The organism is Streptomyces sp. NPDC048671 (assembly GCF_055587045.1).
This window is the reverse complement of sequence record NZ_JBVJHB010000001.1, coordinates 212,041-238,578: the sequence shown is the minus strand read 5'-3', so window position 1 is coordinate 238,578 and position 26,538 is coordinate 212,041. Positions and strand designations below refer to the sequence as shown.

Sequence of the window (26,538 nt, the reverse complement as noted above, 5' to 3'; positions counted from 1 at the left end):
CCCTCAAAGGACCTGGTACGAACCCGCTCAGCCCGCCGCGAACCCGCCAGCACCTCGCACACCGCATACGGCAGCATGGGGCCATGTCCGTACTGATGCGCGACGAAGCGCAGACCCGAGCCCAGTTCCTCGACGTACAGCGGTACACGATCGACCTCGATCTGACCGCGGGGGAGGAGACCTTCGACTCCCGCACCCTCATCCGGTTCACCGCCCTCGCGGACGGCGACACCTTCGTCGAGATCAAGCCCGCCACCCTGCGCTCGATCAGCCTCGACGGTCACCCACTCGACCCCGCGGACCTCGACGGCAACCGGTTCCCGCTGACCGCCCTGACCAGCGGCGAACACGAACTCCGCATCGACGCCGCCATGCGCTACTCCCGCACCGGCGAAGGCATGCACCGCTTCACCGACCCCACCGACAACGAGACCTACGTCTACACCCAGCTCTTCCTGGAGGACGTCCAGCGCGTCTTCGCCGCGTTCGACCAGCCCGACCTCAAATCCGTCTTCGCGCTCACCGTCACCGCCCCCCAGGGCTGGACCGTCCTCGGCAACGGCATCGCCCGGCACACCGGAGACGGCCGCTGGACCCTCGCCCCCACACCGCCGGTCTCCACCTACCTCGTCGCCGTCGCCGCGGGCCCCTGGCACTCCGTGACCACCGAACACGCCGGACTGCCCTTCGGCATCCACTGCCGCCGCTCGCTGGCCCCCCACCTCGACACCGACGCCGAGGAAATCCTCGACATCACCCGCGCCTGCTTCGACCGGTTCCAGGAGAAATTCGAGGAGCCCTACCCCTTCGACTCCTACGACCAGGCCTTCGTCCCCGAATTCAACGCGGGCGCCATGGAGAACCCCGGCCTCGTCACCTTCCGCGACGAATTCATCTACCGCTCCGCCGTCACCGACACCGAGCGCCAGACCCGTGGCATGGTCATCGCGCACGAGATGGCCCACATGTGGTTCGGTGACCTCGTCACCCTCGCCTGGTGGGACGACATCTGGCTGAACGAGTCCTTCGCCGAGTACATGGGCTACCAGACCCTCGCCGAGGCCACCGACTTCACCGACACCTGGGTCGACTTCGGCGTCGCCCGCAAGGGCTGGGGCTACGACGCCGACCAACGCCCCTCCACCCACCCCGTCGCACCCGACCCGGCCGCCGTCCCCGACACCGCCTCCGCGATGCTCAACTTCGACGGCATCTCCTACGCCAAGGGCGCGTCCGCCCTCCGACAGCTCGTCGCCTGGCTCGGCGAGAAGGACTTCCTGGCCGGCATCAACGCCCACTTCGCCCGCCACAAGTTCGGCAACGCCACCCTCGCCGACTTCATCGACAACCTCGCGTCCGCCACCGACCGCGACGTCCACGCCTGGGCCGGCCAGTGGCTGCGCACCTCCGGAGTCGACACCCTCACCGCGCACGTCACCGAGGCCGACACCACCTGGTCCCTCGCCGTCGACCACCGCGGCTCCCGCCCCCACCGCATCGCCGTCGGCACCTACGACCACGCCATCGACACCCAGTCCGGCCCCGACCGGCTCGTCCTGCGCGACCGCTTCGACCTCGGCATCCCCCAGGACGGCACACCCGTCACCCGCCCCGGCCGCCGCCCCGCCCTCGTCGTCCTCAACGACGGCGACCTCACCTACGCCAAGATCCGCCTCGACCCGGACTCCTGGAACACCGTCCTGCACAGCCTCTCCGGCATCCCCGACGCACTCACCCGAGCCGTCACCTGGAACACCGCCCGGGACATGGTCCGCGACGGCGAACTCGCCCCCACCACCTACATCGAGGCCGCCCGCACCCACCTCCCGCACGAGACCGACCTCGCACTCCACCAGGGCGTCCTCACCTTCGCCTGCGCCCAGATCGCCGGCCGCTACCTCACCCCCGAGAACCGGCCCGCCGCGCTCACCGCTATCACCGCCCTCTGCCGCGACCTCATGCGCCGCACCGAGGACGGCAGCAACCCCGGCCTCCGCCTCATCGCCGTACGCCGCCTCATCGACGCCGCCACCCAGCCCGACGCCATCCAGGGCTGGCTCACCGAGGGCACCGTCCCCGGCGGACCCGAACTCGACGCCGAACTGCGCTGGCGCATCCTCACCCGGCTCGCCGTCCTCGGCGCCGCCGACGAAGCCGCCATCGCCGCCGAACTCGACCAGGACCCCAGCGCCACCGGCCAGGAAGGCGCCGCCCGCTGCCGCGCCGCCCTGCCCACCCCCGAGGCCAAGGCCGCCGCCTGGCAGGCCATGTTCACCGATGACAGCCTCTCCAACTACCTCTTCACCGCCGTCGCGCAGGGCTTCTGGCAGCCCGAACAGGCCGACCTCGTCAGCGCGTACGTGCCCCGCTACTACCCCGAGGCGGCCCAACTCGCCGTCCGCCGCGGCCCGGTCATCGCCGAAGCCGTCGGCAGTCACGCGTTCCCCGCTTACGCCATCGACGCCGACAGCCTCCACCTCGGCGAACAGGCACTCACCGACCGGACACTCATCCCGGCCCTGCGCCGCAAACTCGCCGACCAGATCGACGACCTGCGCCGCGCCCTCGCCGTCCGCGACGCCCACTGACCCGGACCCGACCAGCCCGCACCACCCGTGCCCGGCCCGCCCTCACCACGCAGGGCGGGCCGGGCACGCCTGTACCCAACACCGGGACAGCCCTCAGGCTGCGCGGACCGCCGCCTCGACATGGGCGAGTTGGGCGGCGAGCAGCTCTACGAACGCGGCGCGGCGGTCCGCTCCGAGGGGGCGGACGTCGCGGGCGAAGTGGGACAGGGCCGGGAAGCGTTCCGGGTCGGCGCCGAGTACCGCGACGCGGAAGAGCTCCATGCCCTGGTCGTACTCCTGGGGGGTGATGGTGCTGACCCCGGCCTCGGAGGCGATCAGCGCGGAGATGAGGACCGCGATCCGGTGATAGTGCTCCGGGATCTTCTCGTCGGGCAGTCCTGACGCCCGCAGGGCCTGCAGTACCTCTTCCATCACCAGCCGGGAACCCGTGCCGCTCGACGCGTGGCGCCCCCAGACCGCGGCGAGCTGGGGCTGCTGGCCGAAGGCCTCCCGCACGCGCAGGCCCAGGGCGGTGATGCGCTGCTTCCAGTCGCCCTCGGGGCGGTAGCCGTCCATGGCGGCCAGCAGAATCCGGTCGGCGACCGCGCGCAGCAGTTCGGTCTTGCTGCGGAAGTGCCGGTAGAGGCTGGAGGAATCGGTCCCGAGGGCCGCGGCCAGTCTGCGCACGCTGAACGACTCGGCGTCGCCCGTACGCAGCAGGTCCGCCGCCGCGTCCAGGATCTCCTCGGTCGACCAGCGCCTTCGCCCTGCCATCCCGCTCCTCTCGTCGGGTCCCAGCCTAACGTATGCACTTGGTGTTGCACGCACCGCGTGCATAATGAGGACATGGGCGTGCCGGGCAGCCGTCAGCGGGCCGTCCGGCATGCCGCCCGTGCCCCGCCACCCGGGCGGGCCGGCCGACGTGGAGCCCACCCCGGGGACTACGAAAGGACCCAGCCGTGAGGAACTCACCGGATCCCGCGAAGCTGAACGCAGCCATCGAGAACGTCCACCGCGCAGGCATGCCGGGCCTGTTCGCCGAAGTACGTGACGGCGACCAGGTCTGGCGCGGCGCCGCCGGGGTCGCGGACACCGCCACCGGCCGCCCCGTCACCGCCGACATGCGCCACCGCGTCGGCAGCATCACCAAGACCTTCACCGCGGCCGCCGTGCTGCAACAGGTCGAGAGCGGCCGGATCGGCCTCGACACACCGATCAGCCGGTACCTTCCGAGACTGGTCCCCGGGGAGCGCGGTGACGCGATCACCGTCCGGATGCTGATCAACCACACCAGCGGCCTCGCCGAGTACCTCCCCTACGCCTACCCGTCCCTCAAGGCATTCCCCAACGTCGCCGGCACCCGGCCCGAGAGCCTGGACGACAACCGGCTCACCCGGTTCCACCCCACCGAACTCATCGAGATGGGAGTCACCGCACCCGCCACCGGCGCCCCGGGCAGCACTCCAGGGGTGTACTCCAACACCAACTACCTGCTCCTCGGCCGGCTTCTGGAACACGTCACAGGCACCACGGCCGAGCAGTGCATCACCCGGGACGTCATCGAGCGCGCCGGGCTCCGGGACACCGAACTCCCCACCGGAACACATGTCGAGGGACCGCACTCCCAGATCTACGAGGCGTGGTTCGGCATGATCGACCCACCGCGCGACTACAGCGTCTACGACATGTCATGGGTGGGACCGGCGGGCTCGCTGATATCGACCGCCGCCGACCTCAACCGCTTCTACGGCATGCTGCTGGCCGGCGAGATCGTCAGCCCGTCATCGCTGGCACAGATGCAACGCACCGTCCCGGTCATCTCCCAGGAGGGAAAGACGATCGAGTACGGCCTCGGCCTGCACCCGACGCAGGCCCCCGGCCGGCCCACCTTCTGGGGCCACGGCGGCACGGTCTGGGGCGCCGGAGCACTGTCCATGACCCGTGCCGACGGCAACCGGCAACTGTCCGTCGCACTGAACCTGCAGAGGTGGAACACGCTCGACCCCACCGGCAGGCCGCAGCCCCACCCCATCGACGACGCGCTCGCGGCCCTGTGCGGCGTGGCGATGTACGGCTGACCGAACCGGAGGAACGCCCCCACCCCGCAGACACGATCGGGCGCCTGGAGAACACTCACTCCCGGGCGCCCGATCGTCCGCGTCCCGGCGAGGCACACCCCACCGCGACCTCCGGAACCGCGTTCAGCGCCCAGGCCTCCGGGGCCGCCTCCAGCGCCCAGGCCTCCGGAACCGCCTCCAGCGCCCAGCCTCCGGAACCGCCCAGCCGCCCAAGCCCCCGGAACCGCCCCCAGCAACCCACGAACAGCCAGGCCCACAGCCGCACCACCCATACCACCCGAACCTCCACCACCCCGCCCCCATCCCGCACCCGTCCCCCTTTCGAGTTCAGATCACCGGGCTCACCGGCCGCGCCACCCAAAACCCGGACAAGCTGGGATGTCCACCCATGCGCTCCGAAGGGCCACCACCGCACATGCCCACCCCGCCCCTCGCCGGAGGCACCACCGGCCCCGCCGCCCTGCGCCCCCTCCTCGACACCGTGCTCACCGCACTCCACGACGGCGCCCACCGACGCGACGGCCCCCTCCCCGCAGGCGGCCCCGACACCGTCACCCCCCACCTGCGCACCGCCCTCCACCCCGTCATCCCCGACCACGGCACCGGCGCCCACCACGCCCTCAGCACCCTCATCACCGCCCTCACCCAAGGCGCCGCGGACCCCGCCGACCCCCTCTGCGCCGCCCACCTCCACACCCCGCCCCTCGCCCTCGCCGCAGCAGCCGACCTCGCCGCCTCGGCCCTGAACCCCTCCATGGACTCCTGGGACCAGGCACCCGCCGCCTCCGCCCTCGAAGCCGACCTCACCACCGCGCTCGCCGCCGAGATCTACCCCCACCACACCGCGCCCGACGCCCTCGTCACCACCGGCGGCACGGAAGCCAACCAACTCGCGCTCCTCCTCACCCGCGAACGCCACGGCCCCGTCCAGACCATCCGCGGCGCCAACGCCCACCACAGCATCACCCGCGCCGCCTGGCTCCTCGGCCTCCCCGAACCCATCACCGTCCCCGCCCCCACCGGCGTCATCGACCTCACCGCCCTCGACGACACCCTCGCCCGACTCCGCGGGCCCGTCCTCGTCACCGCCACCGCGGGCACCACCGACACCGGCCAGATCGACCCTCTCACCGAGATCGCGGACCTCTGCGCCACCCACGGCGCCGAACTCCACATCGACGCCGCCTACGGCGGACCCCTCCTCTTCAGCCCCAGCCACCGCAACAAGGTCCACGGCCTCGACCGCGCCCACAGCGTCACCCTCGACCTGCACAAACTCGGCTGGCAACCCGCGTCAGCAGGCATCCTCGCCGTCCCCGAACACCACCACCTCGACGCACTCCACCACCACGCCCCCTACCTCAACGCCGACGACGACACCGAAGCCGGCCTCCCCGACCTCCTCGGCCGCTCCCTGCGCACCACCCGCCGCCCCGACGCACTCAAAATCGCCGTCACCCTCCAAGCGCTCGGCCGCACCGGACTCGCCGACCTCATCGACCGCACCTGCACCGCCGCCCACCACCTCGCCGACCTCATCACCAAAACCCCCACCCTCGACCTCTACGACCACCCCACCATCACCACCGTCCTCTTCCGCCCCACCGACACCGACGACCACACCGTCGCCACCATCCGCCGCACCCTCCTCACCCGAGGCCACGCCGTACTCGGCCGCACCCACACCAACGGCCGCCTCTGGCTCAAAGCCACCCTCCTCAACCCCCACACCACCCCCCACGACCTTCAGAAACTCCTCGACCTCGTCACCGACCTCGCCACCGAACTCGCCACAGCACTCCCGGAAGGCAGCACACACCGATGACAGCCCGGCCAGCCCGGCCAGACCGGCCCACCCCCGACGCCGACCAGCCACACGACCTCGTCGGCATCGGCATCGGCCCCTTCAACCTCTCCCTCGCCGCCCTCGCCCACGGCATCCCAGGCACCCCCCACCCCCTCGCCGCCACCTTCTACGAACAACGCCCCGCCTTCCACTGGCACCCGGGCCTCCTCATCGACGGCGCCAGCCTCCAGGTCCCCTTCCTCGCCGACCTCGTCACCCTTGCCGACCCCACCAGCCCCTGGACCTTCCTCAACTACCTACGCACCCGCGACCGGCTCTTCCCCTTCTACTTCGCCGAGCGCTTCCACATCCAACGCGCCGAATACGACGCCTACTGCCGCTGGGTCACCGAACAACTACCCGGCCTCCACTTCGGCCATCAGGTCGACGCCATCCGCTGGAACGCCGAACGCGCCCTCTTCGAAGTCGACTTCACCCAACTCGACATTCACGGCGAAGCCGAGGCGCTGGGCCGCGCCCACACCCGCCACATCGCACTCGGCGTCGGCACCGAACCTCATATCCCCGAACCCCTCAAACCCCTGGCCGAAGCCGGATCAGTCCCCGTCATCCACTCCGCCGACTACCTCCACCACCGCGAACAACTCCTCGACGCCGAACACATCACCGTCATCGGATCAGGACAGTCCGGCGCCGAGATCTTCCTCGACCTCCTGCGCGCCCGCCCCGCCGGCCGCGAAAAACTCCACTGGCTCGCCCGCACCCCCGCCTTCGCACCCATGGAGTACTCCAAGCTCGGCCTCGAACACTTCACCCCCGACTACACCCGCTACTTCCACGCCCTCCCCGAGCCCGTCCGCGACGAACTCGTCCCCGACCAATGGCAGCTCCACAAGGGCATCGACCACGACACCATCACCGCCATCCACGAAGAGCTCTACCGCCGCACCCTCCACGGCGGCTGGCCCGACGCCACCCTCACCCCCGGCGTCTGCGTACGCACCGCGGGCCGCGTCGCCGGCACCCGCGTCGAACTCCACCTCGAACACACCCAGCAGGGCACCCGCTCCCGCCTCACCACCGACGCCGTCGTCCTCGCCACCGGCTACCGCGAACGCCCCCTCGACCAGATGCTCGACGGCCTCCACACCCACCTGCGCCGCGACAGCTCCGGCCGCCCCCGCATCGACGACCAGTTCCGCCTCGACCTCGACCCCGCCATCACCGGCAACATCTACGTACAGAACGCCGAACGCCACACCCACGGCGTCGGCGCCCCCGACCTCGGCCTCGCCGCCTGGCGCAGCGCCACCATCCTCAACAACCTCACCGGCACCACCGCCTACCACCTCCCACAACGCACCGCCTTCACCACCTTCGGCCTCACCCCCCACGCCCCGAAGGTCCCCCACCAGGGCACCGCCCTCACCCCTCTGGTCCAGAGCAACTGACACCCCCCCGCCCCACCCGGCACACAGAAAAGCGGCCGCCCCCATCCCAAAAGGAAAGGAGACGGCCGCCCCACCACAACCTAGAACACCGGCGTACCGTCCCGCGTCAGCCGCCAGTCCACCGAAGCGAACTGCGCACCGTCCACCGAACCCTTCGCCTGCACCCACGCGATGATGGTGTTCCGGATCTCCTCCGAATTCGCCCAGAGCTGCTTCGCACCCGGCACATGCGGGAAGTTACCCCCACCACTCGCACGGTAATTATTCACCGCCAGCACGAACTGCGCCGCCGGATCAATCGCCTTGCCCTCGAACGAAAGACCAACAATCCGCGAACCATTCGGCTTCGCGACGTCGATGTCATACGTCAGACCCGACACCGCGTCATAATTGTAATCCGGAGTGTTGTCCGCGTTCGTCAGCTTCGCCGGATCCACCGGAGCACCCGCCGCCGTCTGCACGTAATACCGTGCCGAGAACTCCAGATAATCCTTGATCTGCGCACCCGTCAGCAACCGCGCCTCAAGCGTGTTCTCGAACGGATACAGACCCGCCGCATCCTTGATCGTCACATCCCCGGCCGGGATCTGTGCCGTACGCGAGAAACACGAAGCCTGCGACAGCACCGGCAGCGCCGCGTACTCGCCACCCGCCAGCGCCGCCGTCACCGTCTCCGCCTGGACGACATTGATCAGATCGATGATCGGCTCGTCCTTCCACGCCGCCTCGGCCGTCGTCATCGCCGCCGTCGACGTACCGATCACCTGATTGACGTACGCCACAACCTTCTTGTGCTCATCCGCCAGCAACTTCGTGATCTTCCGGTCCTCCGCCGCCGTGTTGGAGTTCAACACCTGCGACCCCGCCTTCTCGACCACCCAGCGGCCCTTCTCCCACACCAGATCGAAGTCGAACAACGTCAGCCGCTGCCCCCACTTCAACGGCTCCGAAAGAACGACCTTCTTTCCGGTCTTCTTGTTCTCCACGAAGTACTCGGGAATCTCCAGATGCGCATGACCCACCAGAATCGCATCGATCCCCGGCACCTGCTCCGCCACCAGGCCCGCGGCATTCTCCACATACGGAATCTGATCACCGTACGACGACGTCCCGCTGTTCCCCGAGTGCGCCGACACGATCACCACATCCGCACCCATCGAACGCAGCCGCGGCACGAACTTCGCCGCCTGCTCCTCCAGGCCCGGGAACACCACCTTGCCGCTGACGTTCACCTTGTCCCAGATCGCGATACCCGGATTCGTCAGACCCAGGATCGCCACCTTCACATCCCGGCCGTGCGGCGTACGCAACTTCTTGATCACATACGGCGCGAACGCCGGCTTCAACGTCTTCGCATCCAGCGCGTTCGCACCCAGCAGCGGGAAATCACACTGCTCCTCGAACTTGCGCAGCACCGGAATGCCGTAGTTGAACTCATGGTTGCCCAGCGCCGCCGCGTCATAACCGATCGCGTTCATCGCCTGCGCCATCGGATGCACCGGACCGCGCTTCGCCGTGATCGGATCGATCTTCGCGTAGTAGTACGACAGCTGCGTGCCCTGGATCGTGTCACCCGCATCGATCATCAGGGTGTTGTGGCGGCCCTTCTCCCGGCGCACCTGATCCACCAGCGTCGAGATCTTCGCCAGCCCGACGTCGTTGTGGTCGTCGTCGTCGAACTCCTTGTCCGTGAAATAGTCCCAGTTGAAGACATTTCCGTGCAGATCGGTCGTACCCATCACGGTGAACGAGTACCGCTTCTGCGGACGCCCATGACCGTTCCCGTGCCCATGCCCGTGGCCGTGCGCCTCGGCGGGAACCGCGGCACCGCCCGCGATCGCGACACCCGCACCGGCCGCGGCCGATGTGCCCAGGAACGTCCTTCGATTCAGCGGCATCTCGTCTCCCACATCTCAGTTCTCTCCGTACACAACGCGCGTAGACCCCGCGCACGCGTGGACAACGCGCGTAGATAATCACCCACGCACGGCACCCGGCAACACCCCTCGCAGGTTTCGTTTCGATGACCACCCGCTGTCGCACCCGAGTGCCACAGTGGATCCATGACCGACACCCCGTACCCCTACGGCACCCCCGACCACCCCCGCCTCGCCGTCCGCGGCGAAGCCCGCCTCGAAATCGAACCCGAAACCGCAAGCGTCGGCATCACCGTCAGCGCCCGCGGAAAAGACCGCCGCGCCGCCCTCGACGACCTCACCCGGCGCAACACCACCGTCCTCGAACTCGCCCGCACCTACGGACAAGCCGTCGAAAAGCTCGAAACCGGCACTTTCACCATCACCCCCGAACTCACCCAGCGCGGCCGCGACGAGAAGATCCGCGCCTACCACGGACGCGTCCACATCACCGCCGTACTCAACGACTTCACCGCACTCGGCGAATTCACCACCCACGTCGCCGACCTCGACATGACCCGCATCGACGGCCCCTGGTGGGCCCTGCGCCCCGACTCACCCGCCCACGGCGAAGCCCGCCGCCAAGCCGTACGCGAAGCCGTCCAGCGCGCCCGCGAATACGCCGACGCCCTCGGCGCCCGGCTCGCCGCCCTCGTCGAACTCGCCGACCTCGGCGCCGAGAACACCACCCCCGCCATGCCCGCCGCCGGTGGCTACGGCCGCACCCGCGGGTTCGCCGGCGCGGCAGCCGAACCCGCCCCGGCGCTCGACCTCGAACCACAACGCCAGACCGTCCACGCCCAGGTGAACGCCCGCTTCCTCATGACCCCGCCCGCGCTCTAGGGAAATGCTCATCCGAGCACCCCGCCGCACAATTCAACACTTGTCAAAAACCCTTCACCCAAAGGTTGTTGAGGAGTCATGCGGAGCCAATTCGCTACCCGTAGGTAAGGTCTAGGCTCAAACCATGCGCCGAGCAAAAATCGTTTGCACCCTAGGACCCGCCACCGACACATATGACCAGATCAAGGCCCTGGTCGAAGCGGGTATGGACATGGCCCGCTTCAACCTCAGCCACGGCACCTACGCCGAACACGAAGAGCGCTACCACCGAGTACGCAAAGCATCCGACGAAGCCGGACGCAGCGTCGGAATCCTCGCCGACCTTCAAGGTCCGAAGATCCGCCTCGGACGCTTCCGCGAAGGACCCGTACTCCTTGAACGCGGCGACGACTTCACCATCACCGTCGAACCCATGGAGGGCGACCGCCACATCTGCGGCACCACCTACGAAGGCCTCAACGCCGACGTCGCCCCCGGCGAACGCATCCTCATCGACGACGGCCGCGTCACCCTCGAAGTCACCGAAGTCGAAGGTCCCCGCGTCCACACCACCGTCATCGAGGGCGGCATGGTCTCCGACCACAAGGGACTCAACCTCCCCGGCGTCGCCGTCTCCGTCCCCGCCCTCTCCGAAAAGGACATCGACGACCTCCGCTGGGCCCTGCGCACCGGCGCCGACATCATCGCCCTCTCCTTCGTGCGCAGCGGACGCGACATCGACCCAGTCCACCGCGTGATGGACGAGGAGGGCCGCCGCCTCCCCGTCATCGCCAAGGTCGAGAAGCCCCAGGCCGTCGAGAACATCGACGACATCGTCGCCGCCTTCGACGGCATCATGGTCGCCCGGGGCGACCTCGGCGTCGAAATGCCCCTGGAACAGGTGCCGATCGTCCAGAAGCGCGCCATCAAGCTCGCCAGGCGCAACGCCAAGCCGGTCATCGTCGCCACCCAGATGCTCGACTCGATGATCGACAACTCCCGCCCCACCCGCGCCGAGGCCTCCGATGTCGCCAACGCCGTCATCGACGGCACGGACGCGGTCATGCTCTCCGGCGAGACCAGCGTCGGCAAATACCCCGTCGAGACGGTCCGCACGATGTCCCGCATCGTCGAGGCCGCCGAGGAGGACATCCTCACCAAGGGCCTCCCGCCGCTCACCGACCGGAACAAGCCCCGTACCCAGGGCGGCGCGGTCGCCCGCGCGGCAGCCGAGATGGGCGACTTCCTCGGCGCGAAGTTCCTGGTGGCCTTCACCCAGAGCGGCGACACGGTCAAGCGCCTCTCCCGCTACCGCTCACCCATCCCGCTCCTGGCCTTCACCCCGGACCCGGCGACCCGCTCCCAGCTGAACCTCACCTGGGGCGTGGAAGCGTTCCTGGGCCCGCGTGTGGAGTCGACGGACGCGATGGTGGCGCAGGTCGACGAGGAGCTGCTGAAGATCGGCCGTTGCCGGAAGGGCGACGTGGTGGTCATCACGGCCGGCTCCCCGCCCGGCGTCGCGGGCTCGACGAACCTGGTGCGGGTGCACCACATCGGCGAGGAGGACAGCCCGAAGTAGGGCGGCTCAGTATTTCGGCCCGACGTGTGCATCCATTGCTGCCAGGTCTCCAGCGTGATCTCACGCTCGTGTTTCCTTCCCGGGCCGTGCTGAGGGAACAGGCAGAGAAGGTGCTTTGAGCGGACCTTGATGTTGTGGCAGCCCGTTTTACGGACTCGACACGTGGCGTTGTCCGGGAACACCTTGCGCATGGCTTGCCGGACCTGAGGAGAGCGAGTGCCTTTTGGCGGACTTCTGCGCTGTGGAAGATCACATCACCACTCTGGGCGATGGCGCGTGCCGGCAATAGCAAAAAGCGGATGTTCACGAGAACGTGAACATCCGCTTTTCCATTGGGTGCCCGGTGTGGGATTCGAACCCACATGCCCTAAGGCACGGCATTTTGAGTGCCGCGAGTCTCACCAGTTCCTCCAACCGGGCAAGGCGGGAGCCATGGAGTAGTGTACCGGGTCCCGTTGCTGTAGCGCTGCTGGGTAGGCTGCTGAGCAGCAGCAGCATGCCCGGCCCGCAACAAGGAGCCCCGTGACCACCCCCGAGTCACCCCAGCCCGTCGCCGACGACGACAAGTCGCACGTCCCGCCGCTGACGACCCGCGTCGTCATCGCCGAGGACGAGGCGCTCATCCGCCTCGACCTGAAAGAGATGCTGGAGGAAGAGGGGTACTCGGTCGTCGGTGAGGCCGGGGACGGGCAGCAGGCTGTCGAGCTGGCCCGGGAGCACAAGCCGGACCTGGTCATCCTCGATGTGAAGATGCCGGTCCTCGACGGGATCTCCGCCGCCGAGAAGATCGCCGAGGAGTCCATCGCACCCGTCCTGATGCTCACCGCGTTCTCGCAGCGCGACCTCGTGGAGCGGGCCCGGGACGCCGGGGCGATGGCGTACCTGGTGAAGCCGTTCAGCAAGAGCGACGTGGTGCCGGCCATCGAGATGGCGGTGTCGCGGTTCGCGGAGCTGAAGGCGCTGGAGGGCGAGGTCGCGGACCTGTCGCAGCGGCTGGAGACGCGGAAGCTGGTGGACCGCGCGAAGAGCATTCTGCAGACGGACTACGGGCTGTCCGAGCCCGCCGCGTTCCGCTGGATCCAGAAGACGTCGATGGACCGCCGGCTGTCGATGCAGCAGCTGGCGGAGGCGTTGATCGAGGACGCCGAGGAGAAGAAGAAGGCCGCGGAGTAGTTCCGTACGAAGAGGTGAAGGCCCGCGCCCCGGGAGCAGTCCGGGGCGCGGGCCTTCTGCCGTACAGGCGGGTTCAGTCCTCGCCGAGGTAGGCCTTGCGGACCGACTCGTCGTGGAGGAGGTCCGCGCCGGTGCCGGAGAGGACGATCTTGCCGACCTCCATGACGTGGCCCTGGTCGGCCAGGGAGAGCGCGGCCTGGGCGTTCTGCTCGACGAGCAGGATCGTGGTGCCCTGGGCCTTGAGTTCGACGATGGTCTCCATGATCTTCTGCATCATGATCGGGGAGAGGCCCATGGAGGGTTCGTCGAGCATCAGGAGCTTGGGCTGGCACATCAGGGCCCTGCCCATGGCGAGCATCTGCTGTTCGCCGCCCGAGAGGGTGCCCGCGGCCTGCTTCCGGCGTTCCCCGAGGATGGGGAAGAGGTCGTAGGCGCGCTGGATGTCCTTCTCGATGCCTGCCTTGTCGCTGCGGAGGTAGGCGCCGAGCTGGAGGTTCTCGGTGATCGTCAGCCGGGGGAAGATGTGGCGGCCCTCGGGGGAGTGGGCGAGGCCCAGAGCGACGATCTTGTGTGCGGGGATGCCCACCAGCGGCTTGCCCTCGAAGAGGATGCGGCCGCCGATGGGCTTGAGCAGCCCGGAGAGGGTGCGCAGGGTGGTGGTCTTGCCCGCACCGTTGGTGCCGATCAGGGTGACGACCTGGCCGGCTTCGACGCTGAAGGAGATGCCCTTGACGGCTTCGATCTTGCCGTAGGCGACGCGGAGGTCCTCGACCTCTAGCAGTGCGGTCATCGGGTGTCCTCCTCCTCGGTGCTGGTGGTGTCGGTGGTGGCTGCGGCTGTCTTGGTGGCGACTGCCTCGGCGGCTTCGACCTCGGCGACTTCCTCGGCGCCGGGGGCGCCTTCGAAGGGGGTGCCGAGGTAGGCGGCGACGACGCGTTCGTCGCTCTGGACGACGTCGGAGGTGCCTTCGACGAGCTTCTCGCCCTGGACGAGTACGGCGACGCGGTCGCAGAGGTTGAAGATGAAGCGCATGTCGTGCTCGATGACGAGTACGGCGATGCCCTGGTCGCGGATGGCGAAGATGAGTTCTTCGGTGACGCGGGTTTCCTGCGGGTTCATGCCGGCGGTGGGCTCGTCCAGGAGGAGGAGGCCGGGGTCGCTGGCGAGTGCGCGGGCGATTTCCAGCTTGCGCTGGTCTCCGTAGGGGAGGTTGCGCGCGAGGTGTTCGGCCTTGTCCTGGAGGCCGATGAACTCCAGGAGTTCCATGGCGCGTTCCCGGCTGGCGTTCTCGGCCCTGGTGAAGCCGGGGAGGCGCAGGAGGGCGGACCAGAGGCCTTCCTTGGTCCTGGTGTGGCGTCCGACGAGGACGTTCTCCAGGACGGTCATGTTGGCGAAGAGCCGGATGTTCTGGAAGGTGCGGGCGATGCCTGCCTGGGTGACGAGGTGGGGCTTGGGGGGCAGGACGGTGCCTTTGTAGCTGACCTTGCCCTCGGTGGGGACGTAGAGGCCGGTGAGGCAGTTGAAGAAGGTGGTCTTTCCGGCGCCGTTGGGGCCGATGAGGCCGACGATCTCGCCCGCGTTGACGGTGAGGTCGACGTCGTGGACGGCGGTGAGGCCGCCGAAGCGCATCGTGACGCCGCTGGCGTCGAGCACGGGGGTGCCGGTCTCTGTGGTGGTGGTCATGGTGGTCACGCCCCCGCCTTGGCGATGCCGGCGTCGATGTCGTCGGACTTCCGGGGTTCCGGTACGTCGAGCTGGTCGTTCTCGTGGAATTCGAGCTGCTTCCTGCGGTCGGCGACCAGTCCTTCGGGGCGCAGGCGCATCAGGAGGATGAGTGCGACGCCGAAGAGGAAGAGCTGGTAGTCCTGCATGAACTGGAGTTTGGCCGGGATGAGGTAGAGCAGTGCCGCGCCGACGAGGGGTCCGCTGAGGGTTCCCATGCCGCCGAGGATGACGGCGGCGAGGAGGAAGGCGGAGTTCGGGGGTACGGAGCCGGCGAACTGGTACTGCTCGGGCGTCACGGTGTAGTTGACGTGTGACTGCACGGTTCCGGCGAGTCCGGCGAGGGTGGCGCCGAGGGCGAAGGCGAGCAGCTTGAGCCGGAAGGCGTTGATGCCCATGGCGGTGGCCGCGGTCTCGTCCTCGCGGATGGCGACCCAGGCGCGGCCGATGCGGGATTCTCCGGAGCGGCGGAAGACGAGGACGACGACGGCGGTGAAGACGAGCATGAGCAGGTAGTAGTTGGCCGACCTGCCGAGGGTGAAGCCGCCGATGTCGTGCTTGAGCCCGAAGTCGAACCCGAAGAGGTTGAGGTCGGGGATGCTCGGGATGCCCTGGGAGCCGTTGGTGAGGTCGGGTCCGCTGTTGCCGTTGAGGTTGTTCACGGTGAGGCGGAAGATTTCACCGAAGCCGAGGGTGACGATTGCGAGGTAGTCGCCGCGTAGTCGCAGGGTTGGCGCGCCGATGAGTACGCCGAAGACGAGTGAGGCGCCGGCGCCGGTGAGGACGGCGGCCCAGAAGGGGAACTCGACGCCGATGGCCGACATGGTGGAGCCGGAGACCAGGGCGGCGGCGTAGGCGCCGACGCCGAGGAAGGCGACGTATCCGAGGTCGAGGAGGCCGGCGAGGCCGACGACGACGTTGAGGCCGAGTGCGACGGTCGCGAAGATGAGGATGTTGGCGCCGATGAGCGCGTATTCCTCTTTCTGCTGTGTGAAGGGGAAGCAGACGGCTGCGACGAGTGCGGCGGCCAGGGTGATGTTGCGGTGCTTCGTGGTCAGCGCGGTGATGCGGGAGACGAGTCCGGCACGGTTCAGCGCGATGAAGGCGAAGGCGGCGGTGATGAGGAAGCCGATGAAGAGTTCGGCGTAGTCGGTGTCGATGCCGTACGCGAAGATGTAGAGGCCGATGCCGAAGGCGATGGCGATGGTGAGGATCTCGGCCCAGGCGGGGACGGGTGCGGCGCGGCGGGCGGCTGGTGCGCTGAGGCCGTTGCGGAAGCGCTGCCAGCCTGCGTCCGGGTTCCCGGTGTCGGGAAGGGGCTGGTCGGCGGGGAGTCCGTGGGCGGCGATGACGGCGATGAGCGAGCCGATGCCGCTGACCCAGGCGCCGGGTTCGAGGTTGACGACGCCGCCGAGGTCGTAGGTGATGGCGCCGATGGCGTAGGCGGTGGTGGCGAAGGTGCCGAGCGCCAGGAAGCGGACGGGGCTGTTGGTGCCGCCGGGGGTGAGCCAGCCGAGGCCGCGGATGCCGTACCCGGAGAGGGTGAGGAGCAGGGTGAGCGCGGCGCTGATGAGGGTGAGGACCTGGAGGCCGCCGGGGTAGCCGGTGACGGTGAGGTCGCCGGGGAATTGGTCGGTCCAGGTCCAGGCGAGGAAGGTGCCCACGAGGGCGAGGGCCGCGCCTGCCGTGGTGGCGATGCGGGCCGCGGGGGCGGGCATCGGGATCAGGGCGGTTGCGGGGGGCGTGGTGGTGGTGTTGGTGGTCATCCGTATCACGCCCGATCCGCGACGCGTTCGCCGAGCAGGCCCTGGGGACGGAGCAGCAGGACGATGATGAGGAGGACGAAGGCCCATACGTCCTTCCAGGCGCCGCCGCCGAAGAGTTCCATGCCGGGGACGTCGCTCATGTAGCCGGTGGCGAGTGATTCGGCGATGCCGAGTACGACGCCGCCGAGCATGGCGCCGTAGATGTTGCCGATTCCGCCGAGTACGGCTGCGGTGAAGGCCTTGAGCCCCATGATGAAGCCCATTTTGAAGCCGATCTGGCCGTTCTTGAGCCCGTAGGCGACGGCGGCGACGGCTGCGAACGCGGCACCGATGGCGAAGGCCATGACGATGATGCGGTCGGTGTTGATGCCCATGAGCTTTGCGGTGTCGGGGTCCTGGCTGGTGGCCTGCATGCCGCGGCCGGCGCGGGTCTTGGAGACGAAGAGGCCGAGGGCGATCATGCAGACGGGTGCGGTGATGAGGACGAAGAGGTCACCGCGTTGGATGTGGGCGCCGAAGATGTCGATCGCTTCGCCCTTGAACTGGGGGAAGGAACGGTCCTTCTTGGCGTCGGGGTACCACTTCCAGATGGCCTGCTGGAGGGCCAGGGAGAGTCCGATGGCCGTGATGAGCGGGGCGAGGCGTGGTCCGCCGCGCAGGGGCCGGTAGGCGAAGCGTTCGGCGGCGGCGCTGATCGCGACGGAGCAGATGACGCCGCCGATGATCATGAGGGGGATGATTGCGAGGAGGTTGGTGCCGGCCGGCATCCAGAGGTAGACGGTGAGGGCCCCGAAGCCTCCGATCATGAAGATCTCGCCATGGGCGAAGTTGATGAGCTGGATGATTCCGTAGACCATCGTGTAACCGATCGCGATGAGTCCGTACATCGCGCCGAGGATGAGTCCATTGGCCAGCTGTTGCGGCAGTTCGTGCACCGCAGGGCCTCCGTGGAGTGGTTCGGATATGGCACCGCGCGGGAGCGCTCATGGCGCTCCCGCGCGGTCTGGTGTCAGTCAGTGCGTGGCCGGGAGCTTGTTACGGCTTGTAGACCTCGCTGAGCTTGGAGGCCCACTTTCCGCCGTCCACCTGGTAGGCGGTCATCATGGTGTTGGTGGTGTCGCCGAACTCGTCGAACGAGACGGGGCCGGTGACGCCGTCGAACTTGACCTTGCTCATCGCGGCGAGGACCTTGGCGCGGGCGTCGTCGGGGAGCTTGCCGTTGTTGTCGGCGACGGCGATCTTGACGGCCTCGATGATGGACCAGGTGGCGTCGTAGGTGCCGCCGCCGTAGGCCTCGTAGGCGTCCTTGTATCCGGCCGTCTTGTAGTTCTCGATGAAGGCCTTGGCGGAGTCGAGCTCCTCGACGGGCTTGCCGACGGAGGTGGCGATGTCGCCCTGGGCCTTCTTGTTGAGCTTGATGAAGTCGGCGCTGTACATGCCGTCGCCGCCCATGAGGGGGATCTTGACGCTGTCCTTGAGCTGCTGGCTCAGGGGTGCGCCGGCGGGGTACTCACCGCCGTAGTAGACGGCCTTGGCGCCGGACTTCTTGACCTTGGTGACGACGGCGTTGAAGTCGCGGTCGTCGGGGTTGACGTGGTCGGAGCCGGCGATCTTGCCGCCGAGGCCGGTGAAGGTCGCCTTGAAGGAGGCGGCGAGACCGGCGCCGTAGGGCTTCTGGTCGTCGATGAGGTAGACCTGCTTGATCTTCGCGTTGTTGTACAGGTACTTCGCCGCGAAGGCGCCCTGGATCTGGTCCGTGGTGGCGGTGCGGAAGTAGGTCTTGAAGGGGCGCTTCTTGTCGCCGGTCTTCCAGTTCTCGCCCTGGGTCAGTTCGGTGCCCGTGTTGGCGGGGGAGACCTGGGTGAGGCTGGCGTCGTTGAGCGGCTTCTGCATCGACTGGGAGACGCCGGAGTTCAGGGGGCCGACGACGCCGAGGACGGTGTCGTCGTCGATGAACTTCTGGGCGTTCTGCTGGCCGACGGAGGGCTGCGCCTGGTCGTCGAGGGGCTTGACGACGAAGTTGATGCCGGGGACCGTCTTGTCCTTGTTCGCCGTCTTGGCGGCGAGGTCGGCGGAGTTCTTGATGCCGAGGCCGAGGGCGGACAGGTCACCGGTGATGGGCGCGTCGACGCCGATGACGACGGTCTGGGTGCCGCCGCTGTCGCTGCTCTTCTTGTCGTCGTCGCGCGACCCGCAGGCGGTGAGTGTCAGTGCTCCTGTGGTGAGCACTGTGGTGAGGATGAGCAAAGAACGGTGTCGCACGAAAAGTCCTTTCCCTGGCGCGGCCTCCTCTGCTTGAGGTGCCGTGTCGTTCGCCGGGCCGTACTGGTGGGTACAGGGCCGTGCCGCAGACGCGCCCGGCGGCGCGGTGACTGGCGGTGACTCTATGGGCAGGGGCGGGGGTCGGGGATGGGTCAGCCGAATGATGTGACTGTCTTGTTATGCCCTTGAGGAAGGCTTGAGGTGGCTGTGTGGACATGTACGGCTTTTTACCGGACGGTGAAGTGACCGCATCCTGAGAACGCGCAGCTCTGCTAAGGGGCTTGAAGCGATCTTGCTGCTGTCGCGTCGTGGGGGTGCGGAGGGCGCGTGAGTGCGCGCGGAAGTGCCCGGCGTCTGCGGGGCCGGGTTCCCCGGGCCGCGTCGGGGTGGGTGAACATTGCGCGGATGTTACGCAGTGTTACATCGGGGGTGGTGTGATCGACGCGGTGTGGCGGGGGGTGCGGGCGGGGGGTGGCTGCTGAGTGGGCCACAGAACGGGGTTTTTGGTCAAGGGAGTTGGCTGGCGCGGATGTGCAAGTTCGGTGTGCGGAGCTGTAGTTGGGGGGGATATGGCGATGCCCGGCCGGTTTGCGGTCCGGCCGGGCAGGGGTGGTGCGGGGGTGTCGGGGGGTCAGGCGGATTCGGCCTTGGGTGCGTCACGCAGGAGGCAGGTGAGCCGGGCGGTGCAGACGCGCTTGTCGTGTTCGTCGGTGATGACGATCTCGTACGTGGCGGTGGTGCGGCCGCGGTGCACGGGGGTGGCGACGCCGGTGACGAGGCCGCTCCGTGCCCCTCGGTGATGGGTGCAGTTCAGGTCGACGCCCACGGCGAGCTTGGCGGGGCCGCCGTGGAGCATGGTGCCGACGGAGCCGAGGGTCTCGGCGAGGACGGCGGAGGCGCCGCCGTGCAGGAGTCCGTAGGGCTGGGTGTTGCCTTCGACGGGCATGGTCCCGACGACGCGGTCCGCGGAGGCCTCGGTGATCCGGACGCCCATGCGCTCGCCGAGGTGGCCGGCGGAGAAGAGGGCGGGCAGGTCGACGCCGAGGGCGGCGTACTCGTCGATGATCTCCTGGGGGAACTTGGGTGCGGTGTGCTCGCCCATGGGGTCCGGCTCCGTCTCTGTGCGGTGGTTCGTCGCTGTGTGCGTTTGTTCCTGGTGCGTTGTTCTTATCAGACGACTGAGCGGACGCTTAGTGCGCGCTCGCCGTGAGGGCCCGTCCGCGGTGTCAGCGCACGTTCTCGAAGCGGATCACCACGGACTTGCTGGCGGGGGTGTTGCTGGTGTCGGCGGTGGAGCCGAGGGGGACCAGGACGTTGGTCTCGGGGTAGTAGGCGGCCGCGCAGCCCCGGGCGGTGGGGTAGTGGACGACGCGGAAGCCGGGGGCGCGCCGTTCCGCTCCGTCCTTCCATTCGCTGACCAGGTCGGCGTAGGCGCCGTCGGCGAGGCCGAGGGCGGCGGCGTCGTCGGGGTTGACGAGGACGACGCGGCGGCCGCCCTTGATGCCGCGGTAGCGGTCGTCGAGGCCGTAGATGGTGGTGTTGTACTGGTCGTGGGAGCGCAGCGTCTGCAGCAGGAGCCGTCCTTCGGGGAGTTCGGGGAACTCGACGGGCGCTGCCGTGAAGTTGGCCCTGCCCGTGGCGGTGGGGAAGCGGCGGGAGTCGCGGGGGCCGTGCGGGAGGCTGAATCCGCCCGGGTGGGCGACGCGTGCGTTGAAGTTCTCGAAGCCGGGGACGACACGGGAGATGCGGTCGCGGATCGTCCCGTAGTCCTTCTCGAACTCCTCCCAGGGGGTGGTGGAGGCGGGTCCGAGTACGGCGCGGGCGAGGCGGGCGACGATGGCGGGTTCGGAGAGCAGGTGGGGGCTCGCGGGGGTGAGGTTGCCGCGGGAGGCGTGCACCATGCTCATGGAGTCCTCGACGGTGACGAACTGCTTGCCACCGGTCTGGACGTCCTTGTCGGTACGGCCCAGCGTGGGCAGGATCAGGGCCCGGGTGCCGGTGACGGCGTGGGAGCGGTTGACCTTGGTGGAGACGTGCACGGTGAGGCGGGCGTTGCGCATGGCTGCCTCGGTGACGTCGGTGTCGGGGGAGGCGGCGACGAAGTTGCCGCCCATGGCGAAGAAGACCTTGGCGCGGCCGTCGCGCAGTGCCTCGATGGAGCGGACCACGTCGTAGCCGTGGTGGCGTGGTGAGGTGATGCCGAATTCCTTGTCGAGGGCGTCGAGGAACGCGGGCGCGGGCCGTTCGAAGATGCCCATGGTGCGGTCGCCCTGGACGTTGGAGTGGCCACGTACGGGGCAGACGCCGGCGCCGGTGCGGCCGATGTTGCCGCGCAGCAGGAGGAAGTTGACGACTTCGCGGATGGTCGGCACGGAGTGCTTGTGCTGGGTGAGGCCCATGGCCCAGCACACGATGGTGCGCTCCGAGGCGAGGACCATCGCGAGGGCCTCTTCGATGGCGGAGCGGTCGAGGCCGGTGGCGGCGAGGGTCTCGTCCCAGTCGGCTTCGGTGGCCGCCGCGGCGAACGCCTCGTAGCCGTGGGTGTGTTCGGCGACGAAGGTCTCGTCGACGGCGCCCTCGGTCTGAAGGATCAGCTTGTTGAGGAGCCGGAAGAGGGCCTGGTCGCCGCCTATGCGGATCTGGAGGAAGAGGTCGTTGAGGGCCGCGCCCCTGATCATGCCGAGGGGGGTCTGCGGGTTCTTGAACCGTTCGAGTCCGGCCTCGGGCAGCGGGTTCACCGAAATGATCCTCGCGCCGGCGGACTTGGCCTTCTCCAGGGCGGAGAGCATCCGGGGGTGGTTGGTGCCGGGGTTCTGTCCGGCGACGATGATCAGGTCGGCGTGGTGCAGGTCCTCCAGGGAGACGGAGCCCTTGCCGATGCCGATGGTCTCCGTCAGTGCCGAGCCGGAGGACTCGTGGCACATGTTGGAGCAGTCGGGGAGGTTGTTGGTGCCGAATTCGCGGGCGAACAGCTGGAGCAGGAACGCGGCCTCGTTGCTGGTGCGCCCGGAGGTGTAGAAGAGGGCCTCGTCGGGGGAGGCGAGCGCGCCGAGCTCCTCGGCGATGATGTCGAAGGCGCGCTCCCAGGTCACGGCCTGGTACCGGTCGGCCCCCTCGGGCAGGTACACGGGCTGTGTGATGCGTCCCTGCTGGCCGAGCCAGTAGCCGCTGCGGGTGGCCAGATCGGCGACGGGGTGGGCGGCGAAGAAGTCGGGGGTGACGCGGCGCAGTGTCGCCTCCTCGGCGACGGCCTTGGCGCCGTTCTCGCAGAATTCGGCCGTGTGCCGCTTGTCGCCCTCGGGCCAGGCGCAGCCGGGGCAGTCGAAGCCGTTCTTCTGGTTGACCTTGAGGAGGGTCTGCGCGGTGCGGCGCACACCCATCTGCTGCTGGGCGATGCGCAGGCTGTGGGCGACGGCGGGCAGCCCGGCGGCGGCGTGCCGGGCCGGTTCGACCTGCGGTGCGTCCTGGACCGGGTCACCTGCGGGCGGCTTCGTGGCCATCGTGTTCCCCTTTGAGCCGGCTGCGGACCGGGCGGGGTCCGCTGTGCGTGATTCCTTGTCCTTTGATCCTGGCACGCGGCGCGGCGCGGCGGCCCGGCGAGCGGTCGCGGGCTGCCACCGGTCCGGATTGTCAGTGGTACGTGGCAGGATCGGGGGCGTGGCTGAGACGGCATCGAAGAAGACGGCAGACAACCGACCGCGCCTGCTCCTGATGGACGGGCACTCCCTGGCGTACCGGGCGTTCTTTGCGCTGCCTGCGGAGAATTTCACGACCGGGGCGGGGCAGCCGACGAACGCGGTGTACGGCTTCGCGTCGATGCTGGCGAACACGTTGCGTGACGAGGCGCCGACGCATTTCGCGGTGGCGTTCGACGTGTCCCGCAGGACCTGGCGCTCGGAGGAGTTCCCCGAGTACAAGGCGAACCGGTCGAAGACCCCGGACGAGTTCAAGGGGCAGGTCGAGCTGATCGGGGAGCTGCTCGACGCGATGCACGCCGACCGGTTCGCGGTCGACGGTTTCGAGGCGGACGATGTGATCGCGACGCTGGCCACCCAGGCCGAGGCGGCCGGTTTTGACGTGCTGATCGTCACCGGCGACCGGGACTCGTTCCAGCTGATCACGGACAATGTCACGGTGCTGTACCCGACCAAGGGCGTCTCGGAGCTGACGCGTTTCACCCCGGCGAAGGTCGAGGAGAAGTACGGGCTCACCCCCCGGCAGTACCCGGACTTCGCGGCGCTGCGCGGTGACCCGTCGGACAATCTTCCGGGCATTCCCGGGGTCGGCGAGAAGACGGCCGCGAAGTGGATCAACCAGTTCGGTTCGTTCGACGACCTGGTGGCGCGGGCCGATGAGGTCAAGGGCAAGGCCGGGCAGAATTTCCGCGACCACCTGGACGCGGTGCGGCTGAACCGGCGGCTGACCGAGATGGTCCGTGACGTGGCGCTGCCGAAGACCCCGGCCGACCTGGAGCGTGCTCCTTACGACCGCACGGCGGTCACCGGTGTCCTGGATGTGCTGGAGATCCGCAACCCGAGCCTGCGCGAGCGGCTGCTGGCCGTGGACCCGGGCGCCGTCGAGGACGAGGCCCCGGCACCCGCCGCGGGCATCGAGCTGGACGGTTCGGTGCTGGGCGCGGGCGAGGTCGCCCCGTGGCTGGCCGAGCACGGCGGGCAGCCGCTCGGCGTTTCCACGGTCGACACCTGGGCGCTCGGCAGCGGCACGGTCACCGAGATCGCGCTCGCCGCGGCCGGCGGGGCCGCCGCCTGGTTCGACCCCTCGCAGCTCGACGAGGCCGACGAGCAGGCGTTCGCGGCCTGGATCGCGGATGCCGGGCGCCCGAAGGTCATGCACAACGCGAAGAGCGCCATGCGGGTCTTCCCGGAGCACGGCTGGCGGATCGACGGCGTCTCGATGGACACCGCGCTCGCCGCCTACCTGGTCAAGCCCGGCCGGCGTTCCTTCGCACTGGACGCGCTGGCCGTGGAGTACCTGGGGCGGGAGCTGGCCCCGGCGGCCTCATCCGACGGGCAGCTGGCCTTCGGCGCGGACGACCAGGCGGAGGCCGACGCCCTGATGACGCAGGCCCGAGCGGTCCTGGATCTCGGGGAGGCGTTCACGACGCGGCTCAAGGAGGTCGGCGCCGCCGAACTGCTCCACGACATGGAGCTGCCGACGTCCATCCTGCTGGCCCGCCTCGAGCGGCACGGCATCGCGGCCGACCGGTCCCATCTGGAGGGCATGGAGCAGCAGTTCGCGGGCGCCGTGCAGCAGGCGGTGAAGGAGGCGCACGCCGCGGTGGGCCGGGAGTTCAACCTCGGCTCGCCCAAGCAGCTCCAAGAAGTGCTCTTCGGTGAGCTGGGCCTGCCGAAGACGAAGAAGACGAAGACCGGTTTCACCACGGATGCCGACGCCCTGGCGTGGCTGGCCGCACAGACCGAGCACGAGCTGCCGGTCATCATGCTGCGCCACCGTGAGCAGGCGAAGCTCCGGGTGACGGTCGAGGGCCTGGTCAAGACGATCGGGGCGGACGGCCGCATCCACACCACGTTCAACCAGACGGTGGCGGCGACGGGCCGGCTCTCCTCGACCGACCCCAACCTGCAGAACATCCCCGTCCGTACGGACGAGGGCCGGGCGATCCGTCGCGGGTTCGTCGTCGGCGAGGGCTTCGAGTCGCTGATGACGGCGGACTACAGCCAGATCGAACTGCGGGTGATGGCCCACCTCTCCGAGGACGCGGGCCTGATCGAGGCGTTCACCTCCGGCGAGGACCTGCACACCACGGTCGCCTCGCAGGTGTTCGGCGTCGAGAAGTCGGCGGTCGACCCGGAGATGCGGCGCAAGATCAAGGCCATGAGCTACGGGCTGGCATACGGTCTTTCCGCGTTCGGCCTCTCCCAGCAGCTGAACATCGAGGCGGGCGAGGCCCGCGGTCTGATGGACACCTACTTCGAGCGGTTCGGCGGGGTCCGTGACTATCTGCGCCGGGTGGTGGAGGAGGCCCGTGCCACCGGCTACACGGAGACGGTCTTCGGCCGCCGCCGCTACCTGCCGGACCTGAACAGCGACAACCGCCAGCGCCGGGAGACGGCCGAGCGGATGGCGCTCAACGCACCGATCCAGGGCACGGCGGCGGACATCGTCAAGGTCGCGATGCTCCAGGTCGACCGGGCGCTCACCGAGGCGAAGCTGGAGTCGCGGATGCTGCTCCAGGTGCACGACGAAATCGTGCTGGAGATCGCCGCGGGCGAGCGCGAGCAGGTGGAGCGCATCCTGCGCCACGAGATGTCGACGGCGGTGCGACTGCGCGCGCCGCTGGACGTGTCGGTCGGCGTGGGCAGGGACTGGGAGTCCGCCGCGCACTGACAGGCGGGGCTTCGGGGGCGGATCGCCCTCAGTCGCCGGACGGGCCCGCGTTCCGGGCGCGTCCGGCGACGGGGAGCGACGGTGTGCCGGTGCCGCCGCGGCCCGGGAGCCGCATCCACACCCCGTACAGCACCAGCCCCACCGCCAGTCCGGCGCCCGCGCCGAAGCACGCGGTGGGGATGATGTCGAGCGGTGTGTCGATGTGCCCGAAGTACGCGTACCAGCGTGCGCACCGGTGAACGACACCCAGCAGCACGCACAGGCCGATGACGCCGCCCGCGTACCACCGCGCCCGGCGCCCGAGCACCGGTACGGACGCCGGAGCCGGCTGTTCACCGGTGCGCCGCAGCGCGGACACGGTGAACCAGGTGAGCACGGCCAGCGCCAGTGCCGAGGTGCCGTACTGCACCAGCTGGAACACCGGGTATCCGCCCGCGTCCCGGCCGAGCACCGGCACCAGCCGCACCCCCCACCGGCCGTGGTGGGTGAACGCGTCCCAGACGACATGCGTACCGGCCCCGATGACCGCCGACGCCACGAACCAGGCACCGTCCCGGACATCCAGAGGCCCCCGCCCCGGTGCCCGGCGGGCTCCCCGCACCAGTGCGTACACCCGCCCCTGACGGTTCCGCGGCAGCAGCGCCACCAGCGGTTCGCGCAGCAGCAGCCACAGTGCGACGGTCGCCGCCGTGATGAGGACATCCACCGTGAACACGCCCCACACCGCGTGCGTGACCTGCCCGAACTCCATGGCGCCCGGAATGGCGGTGTCCGCGTAGTACGTGATGTCGGGGGCGAACGAAGCGGCGACGAGGGCCGAGGCGACGAGTGGTCCGCGCCCCGTTCCGTCGCGGTGGAGCCCCGGCAGGACGGCTGCGGCATGGCTGAGGGTGAACGGCATGGTGAAAGTATGTGTGAGCCGCCGTCACCGAAGCGTCGGCCCTTGTACACCTTGTGATCCGGAACGTGAGAAAGCGGTGAGAAGCGGTAAGGCCGCTGTGTCCGGGCGGCACAAGTTGCCGTAGG

At 69.0% G+C, this 26,538-nt stretch carries 19 protein-coding genes, 1 tRNA gene and 1 pseudogene; 8 read left to right on the top strand and 13 right to left on the bottom strand.

Translation table 11 applies throughout. From position 1 onward, the window contains the following. Positions 1-83 precede the first annotated feature (83 nt). Complete coding sequence (pepN, locus tag ACZ6S6_RS01140; protein WP_469702861.1) at positions 84-2,588, top strand: aminopeptidase N; 2,505 nt, start codon at positions 84-86, stop codon at positions 2,586-2,588. A gap of 93 nt (positions 2,589-2,681) precedes the next feature. On the opposite strand, the gene ACZ6S6_RS01135 is transcribed toward pepN, so the two are convergent. Next, positions 2,682-3,341, bottom strand: a complete 660-nt coding sequence (locus ACZ6S6_RS01135) for a TetR/AcrR family transcriptional regulator (protein ID WP_362953744.1) — start codon at positions 3,339-3,341, stop codon at positions 2,682-2,684. Positions 3,342-3,589: 248 nt separating this feature from the next. Between ACZ6S6_RS01135 and ACZ6S6_RS01130 the strand changes: the two genes are divergently transcribed. Further along, positions 3,590-4,645 (top strand): serine hydrolase domain-containing protein, encoded by a 1,056-nt coding sequence (locus tag ACZ6S6_RS01130; protein ID WP_469703813.1) that lies wholly within the window; start codon positions 3,590-3,592, stop codon positions 4,643-4,645. A gap of 55 nt (positions 4,646-4,700) precedes the next feature. On the opposite strand, the gene ACZ6S6_RS01125 is transcribed toward ACZ6S6_RS01130, so the two are convergent. Continuing rightward, on the bottom strand, positions 4,701-4,934 hold the full coding sequence (locus ACZ6S6_RS01125) for a hypothetical protein (RefSeq protein WP_469702857.1): 234 nt from the start codon (positions 4,932-4,934) through the stop codon (positions 4,701-4,703). 126 nt (positions 4,935-5,060) lie between these two features. Here ACZ6S6_RS01125 and ACZ6S6_RS01120 point away from each other — a divergent pair, with 126 nt between their 5' ends. Together ACZ6S6_RS01120 and ACZ6S6_RS01115 are read left to right on the top strand one after the other, a co-directional pair. Beyond that, a complete protein-coding gene (locus tag ACZ6S6_RS01120; protein ID WP_469702855.1) occupies positions 5,061-6,470 on the top strand; it encodes a pyridoxal phosphate-dependent decarboxylase family protein in 1,410 nt (469 codons plus the stop codon). Then, positions 6,467-7,903, top strand: a complete 1,437-nt coding sequence (locus tag ACZ6S6_RS01115) for a lysine N(6)-hydroxylase/L-ornithine N(5)-oxygenase family protein (protein ID WP_469702853.1) — start codon at positions 6,467-6,469, stop codon at positions 7,901-7,903. The genes ACZ6S6_RS01120 and ACZ6S6_RS01115 overlap by 4 nt, the downstream gene beginning before the upstream one ends. A gap of 80 nt (positions 7,904-7,983) precedes the next feature. On the opposite strand, the gene ACZ6S6_RS01110 is transcribed toward ACZ6S6_RS01115, so the two are convergent. After that, the gene (locus tag ACZ6S6_RS01110) at positions 7,984-9,801 is read right to left on the bottom strand and encodes a bifunctional metallophosphatase/5'-nucleotidase (RefSeq protein WP_469703810.1); all 1,818 of its coding nucleotides are present in this window, start codon (positions 9,799-9,801) and stop codon (positions 7,984-7,986) included. Between the two features lie 165 nt (positions 9,802-9,966). Here ACZ6S6_RS01110 and ACZ6S6_RS01105 point away from each other — a divergent pair, with 165 nt between their 5' ends. Next, on the top strand, positions 9,967-10,662 hold the full coding sequence (locus ACZ6S6_RS01105) for an SIMPL domain-containing protein (RefSeq protein WP_469702851.1): 696 nt from the start codon (positions 9,967-9,969) through the stop codon (positions 10,660-10,662). Positions 10,663-10,786: 124 nt separating this feature from the next. After that, positions 10,787-12,220 (top strand): pyruvate kinase, encoded by a 1,434-nt coding sequence (gene pyk, locus ACZ6S6_RS01100; RefSeq protein ID WP_469702849.1) that lies wholly within the window; start codon positions 10,787-10,789, stop codon positions 12,218-12,220. 35 nt (positions 12,221-12,255) lie between these two features. Here pyk and ACZ6S6_RS01095 read toward each other — a convergent pair. Then, positions 12,256-12,417 (bottom strand): annotated as a pseudogene (locus ACZ6S6_RS01095) (helix-turn-helix domain-containing protein); the annotation flags it as partial. 140 nt (positions 12,418-12,557) lie between these two features. Next, a tRNA-Leu gene (locus ACZ6S6_RS01090) sits at positions 12,558-12,640 on the bottom strand. A 102-nt stretch (positions 12,641-12,742) separates the two neighbouring features. On the opposite strand from ACZ6S6_RS01090, the gene ACZ6S6_RS01085 reads away from it, so the two are divergent. After that, positions 12,743-13,393: an ANTAR domain-containing response regulator gene (locus tag ACZ6S6_RS01085; RefSeq protein WP_123526669.1), complete on the top strand. Its 651-nt coding sequence runs from the start codon at positions 12,743-12,745 to the stop codon at positions 13,391-13,393. Positions 13,394-13,466: 73 nt separating this feature from the next. Here the strand turns inward: ACZ6S6_RS01085 and ACZ6S6_RS01080 are convergent, their stop codons facing one another. From ACZ6S6_RS01080 to ACZ6S6_RS01050, 7 genes are all read right to left on the bottom strand, one after another. After that, on the bottom strand, positions 13,467-14,183 hold the full coding sequence (locus tag ACZ6S6_RS01080) for an ABC transporter ATP-binding protein (RefSeq protein WP_362953754.1): 717 nt from the start codon (positions 14,181-14,183) through the stop codon (positions 13,467-13,469). Further along, entirely contained in the window at positions 14,180-15,076 is an 897-nt protein-coding gene (locus ACZ6S6_RS01075; RefSeq protein WP_362953817.1) for an ABC transporter ATP-binding protein, read from the bottom strand. Before ACZ6S6_RS01075 ends, ACZ6S6_RS01080 begins: the two co-directional genes overlap by 4 nt. 5 nt (positions 15,077-15,081) lie before the next feature. Beyond that, entirely contained in the window at positions 15,082-16,881 is a 1,800-nt protein-coding gene (locus tag ACZ6S6_RS01070) for a branched-chain amino acid ABC transporter permease (RefSeq protein ID WP_362953756.1), read from the bottom strand. Positions 16,882-16,886: 5 nt separating this feature from the next. Beyond that, positions 16,887-17,816, bottom strand: coding sequence for a branched-chain amino acid ABC transporter permease (locus ACZ6S6_RS01065; protein ID WP_362953758.1), 930 nt, complete (start codon positions 17,814-17,816; stop codon positions 16,887-16,889). Positions 17,817-17,916: 100 nt separating this feature from the next. Next, on the bottom strand, positions 17,917-19,128 hold the full coding sequence (locus ACZ6S6_RS01060; protein WP_362953819.1) for a branched-chain amino acid ABC transporter substrate-binding protein: 1,212 nt from the start codon (positions 19,126-19,128) through the stop codon (positions 17,917-17,919). 646 nt (positions 19,129-19,774) lie between these two features. Beyond that, the gene (locus ACZ6S6_RS01055) at positions 19,775-20,245 is read right to left on the bottom strand and encodes a PaaI family thioesterase (RefSeq protein ID WP_362953760.1); all 471 of its coding nucleotides are present in this window, start codon (positions 20,243-20,245) and stop codon (positions 19,775-19,777) included. Positions 20,246-20,369: 124 nt separating this feature from the next. Beyond that, the gene (locus tag ACZ6S6_RS01050; protein ID WP_469702845.1) at positions 20,370-22,643 is read right to left on the bottom strand and encodes an FdhF/YdeP family oxidoreductase; all 2,274 of its coding nucleotides are present in this window, start codon (positions 22,641-22,643) and stop codon (positions 20,370-20,372) included. A gap of 157 nt (positions 22,644-22,800) precedes the next feature. Here ACZ6S6_RS01050 and polA point away from each other — a divergent pair, with 157 nt between their 5' ends. Continuing rightward, positions 22,801-25,512 carry a DNA polymerase I gene (polA, locus tag ACZ6S6_RS01045; RefSeq protein ID WP_362953763.1) on the top strand — a complete coding sequence of 904 codons (2,712 nt, stop codon included), beginning with the start codon at positions 22,801-22,803 and terminating at the stop codon, positions 25,510-25,512. Between the two features lie 28 nt (positions 25,513-25,540). Here the strand turns inward: polA and ACZ6S6_RS01040 are convergent, their stop codons facing one another. Further along, a complete protein-coding gene (locus tag ACZ6S6_RS01040; RefSeq protein ID WP_469702843.1) occupies positions 25,541-26,413 on the bottom strand; it encodes a DUF4184 family protein in 873 nt (290 codons plus the stop codon). Positions 26,414-26,538: the final 125 nt, after the last annotated feature.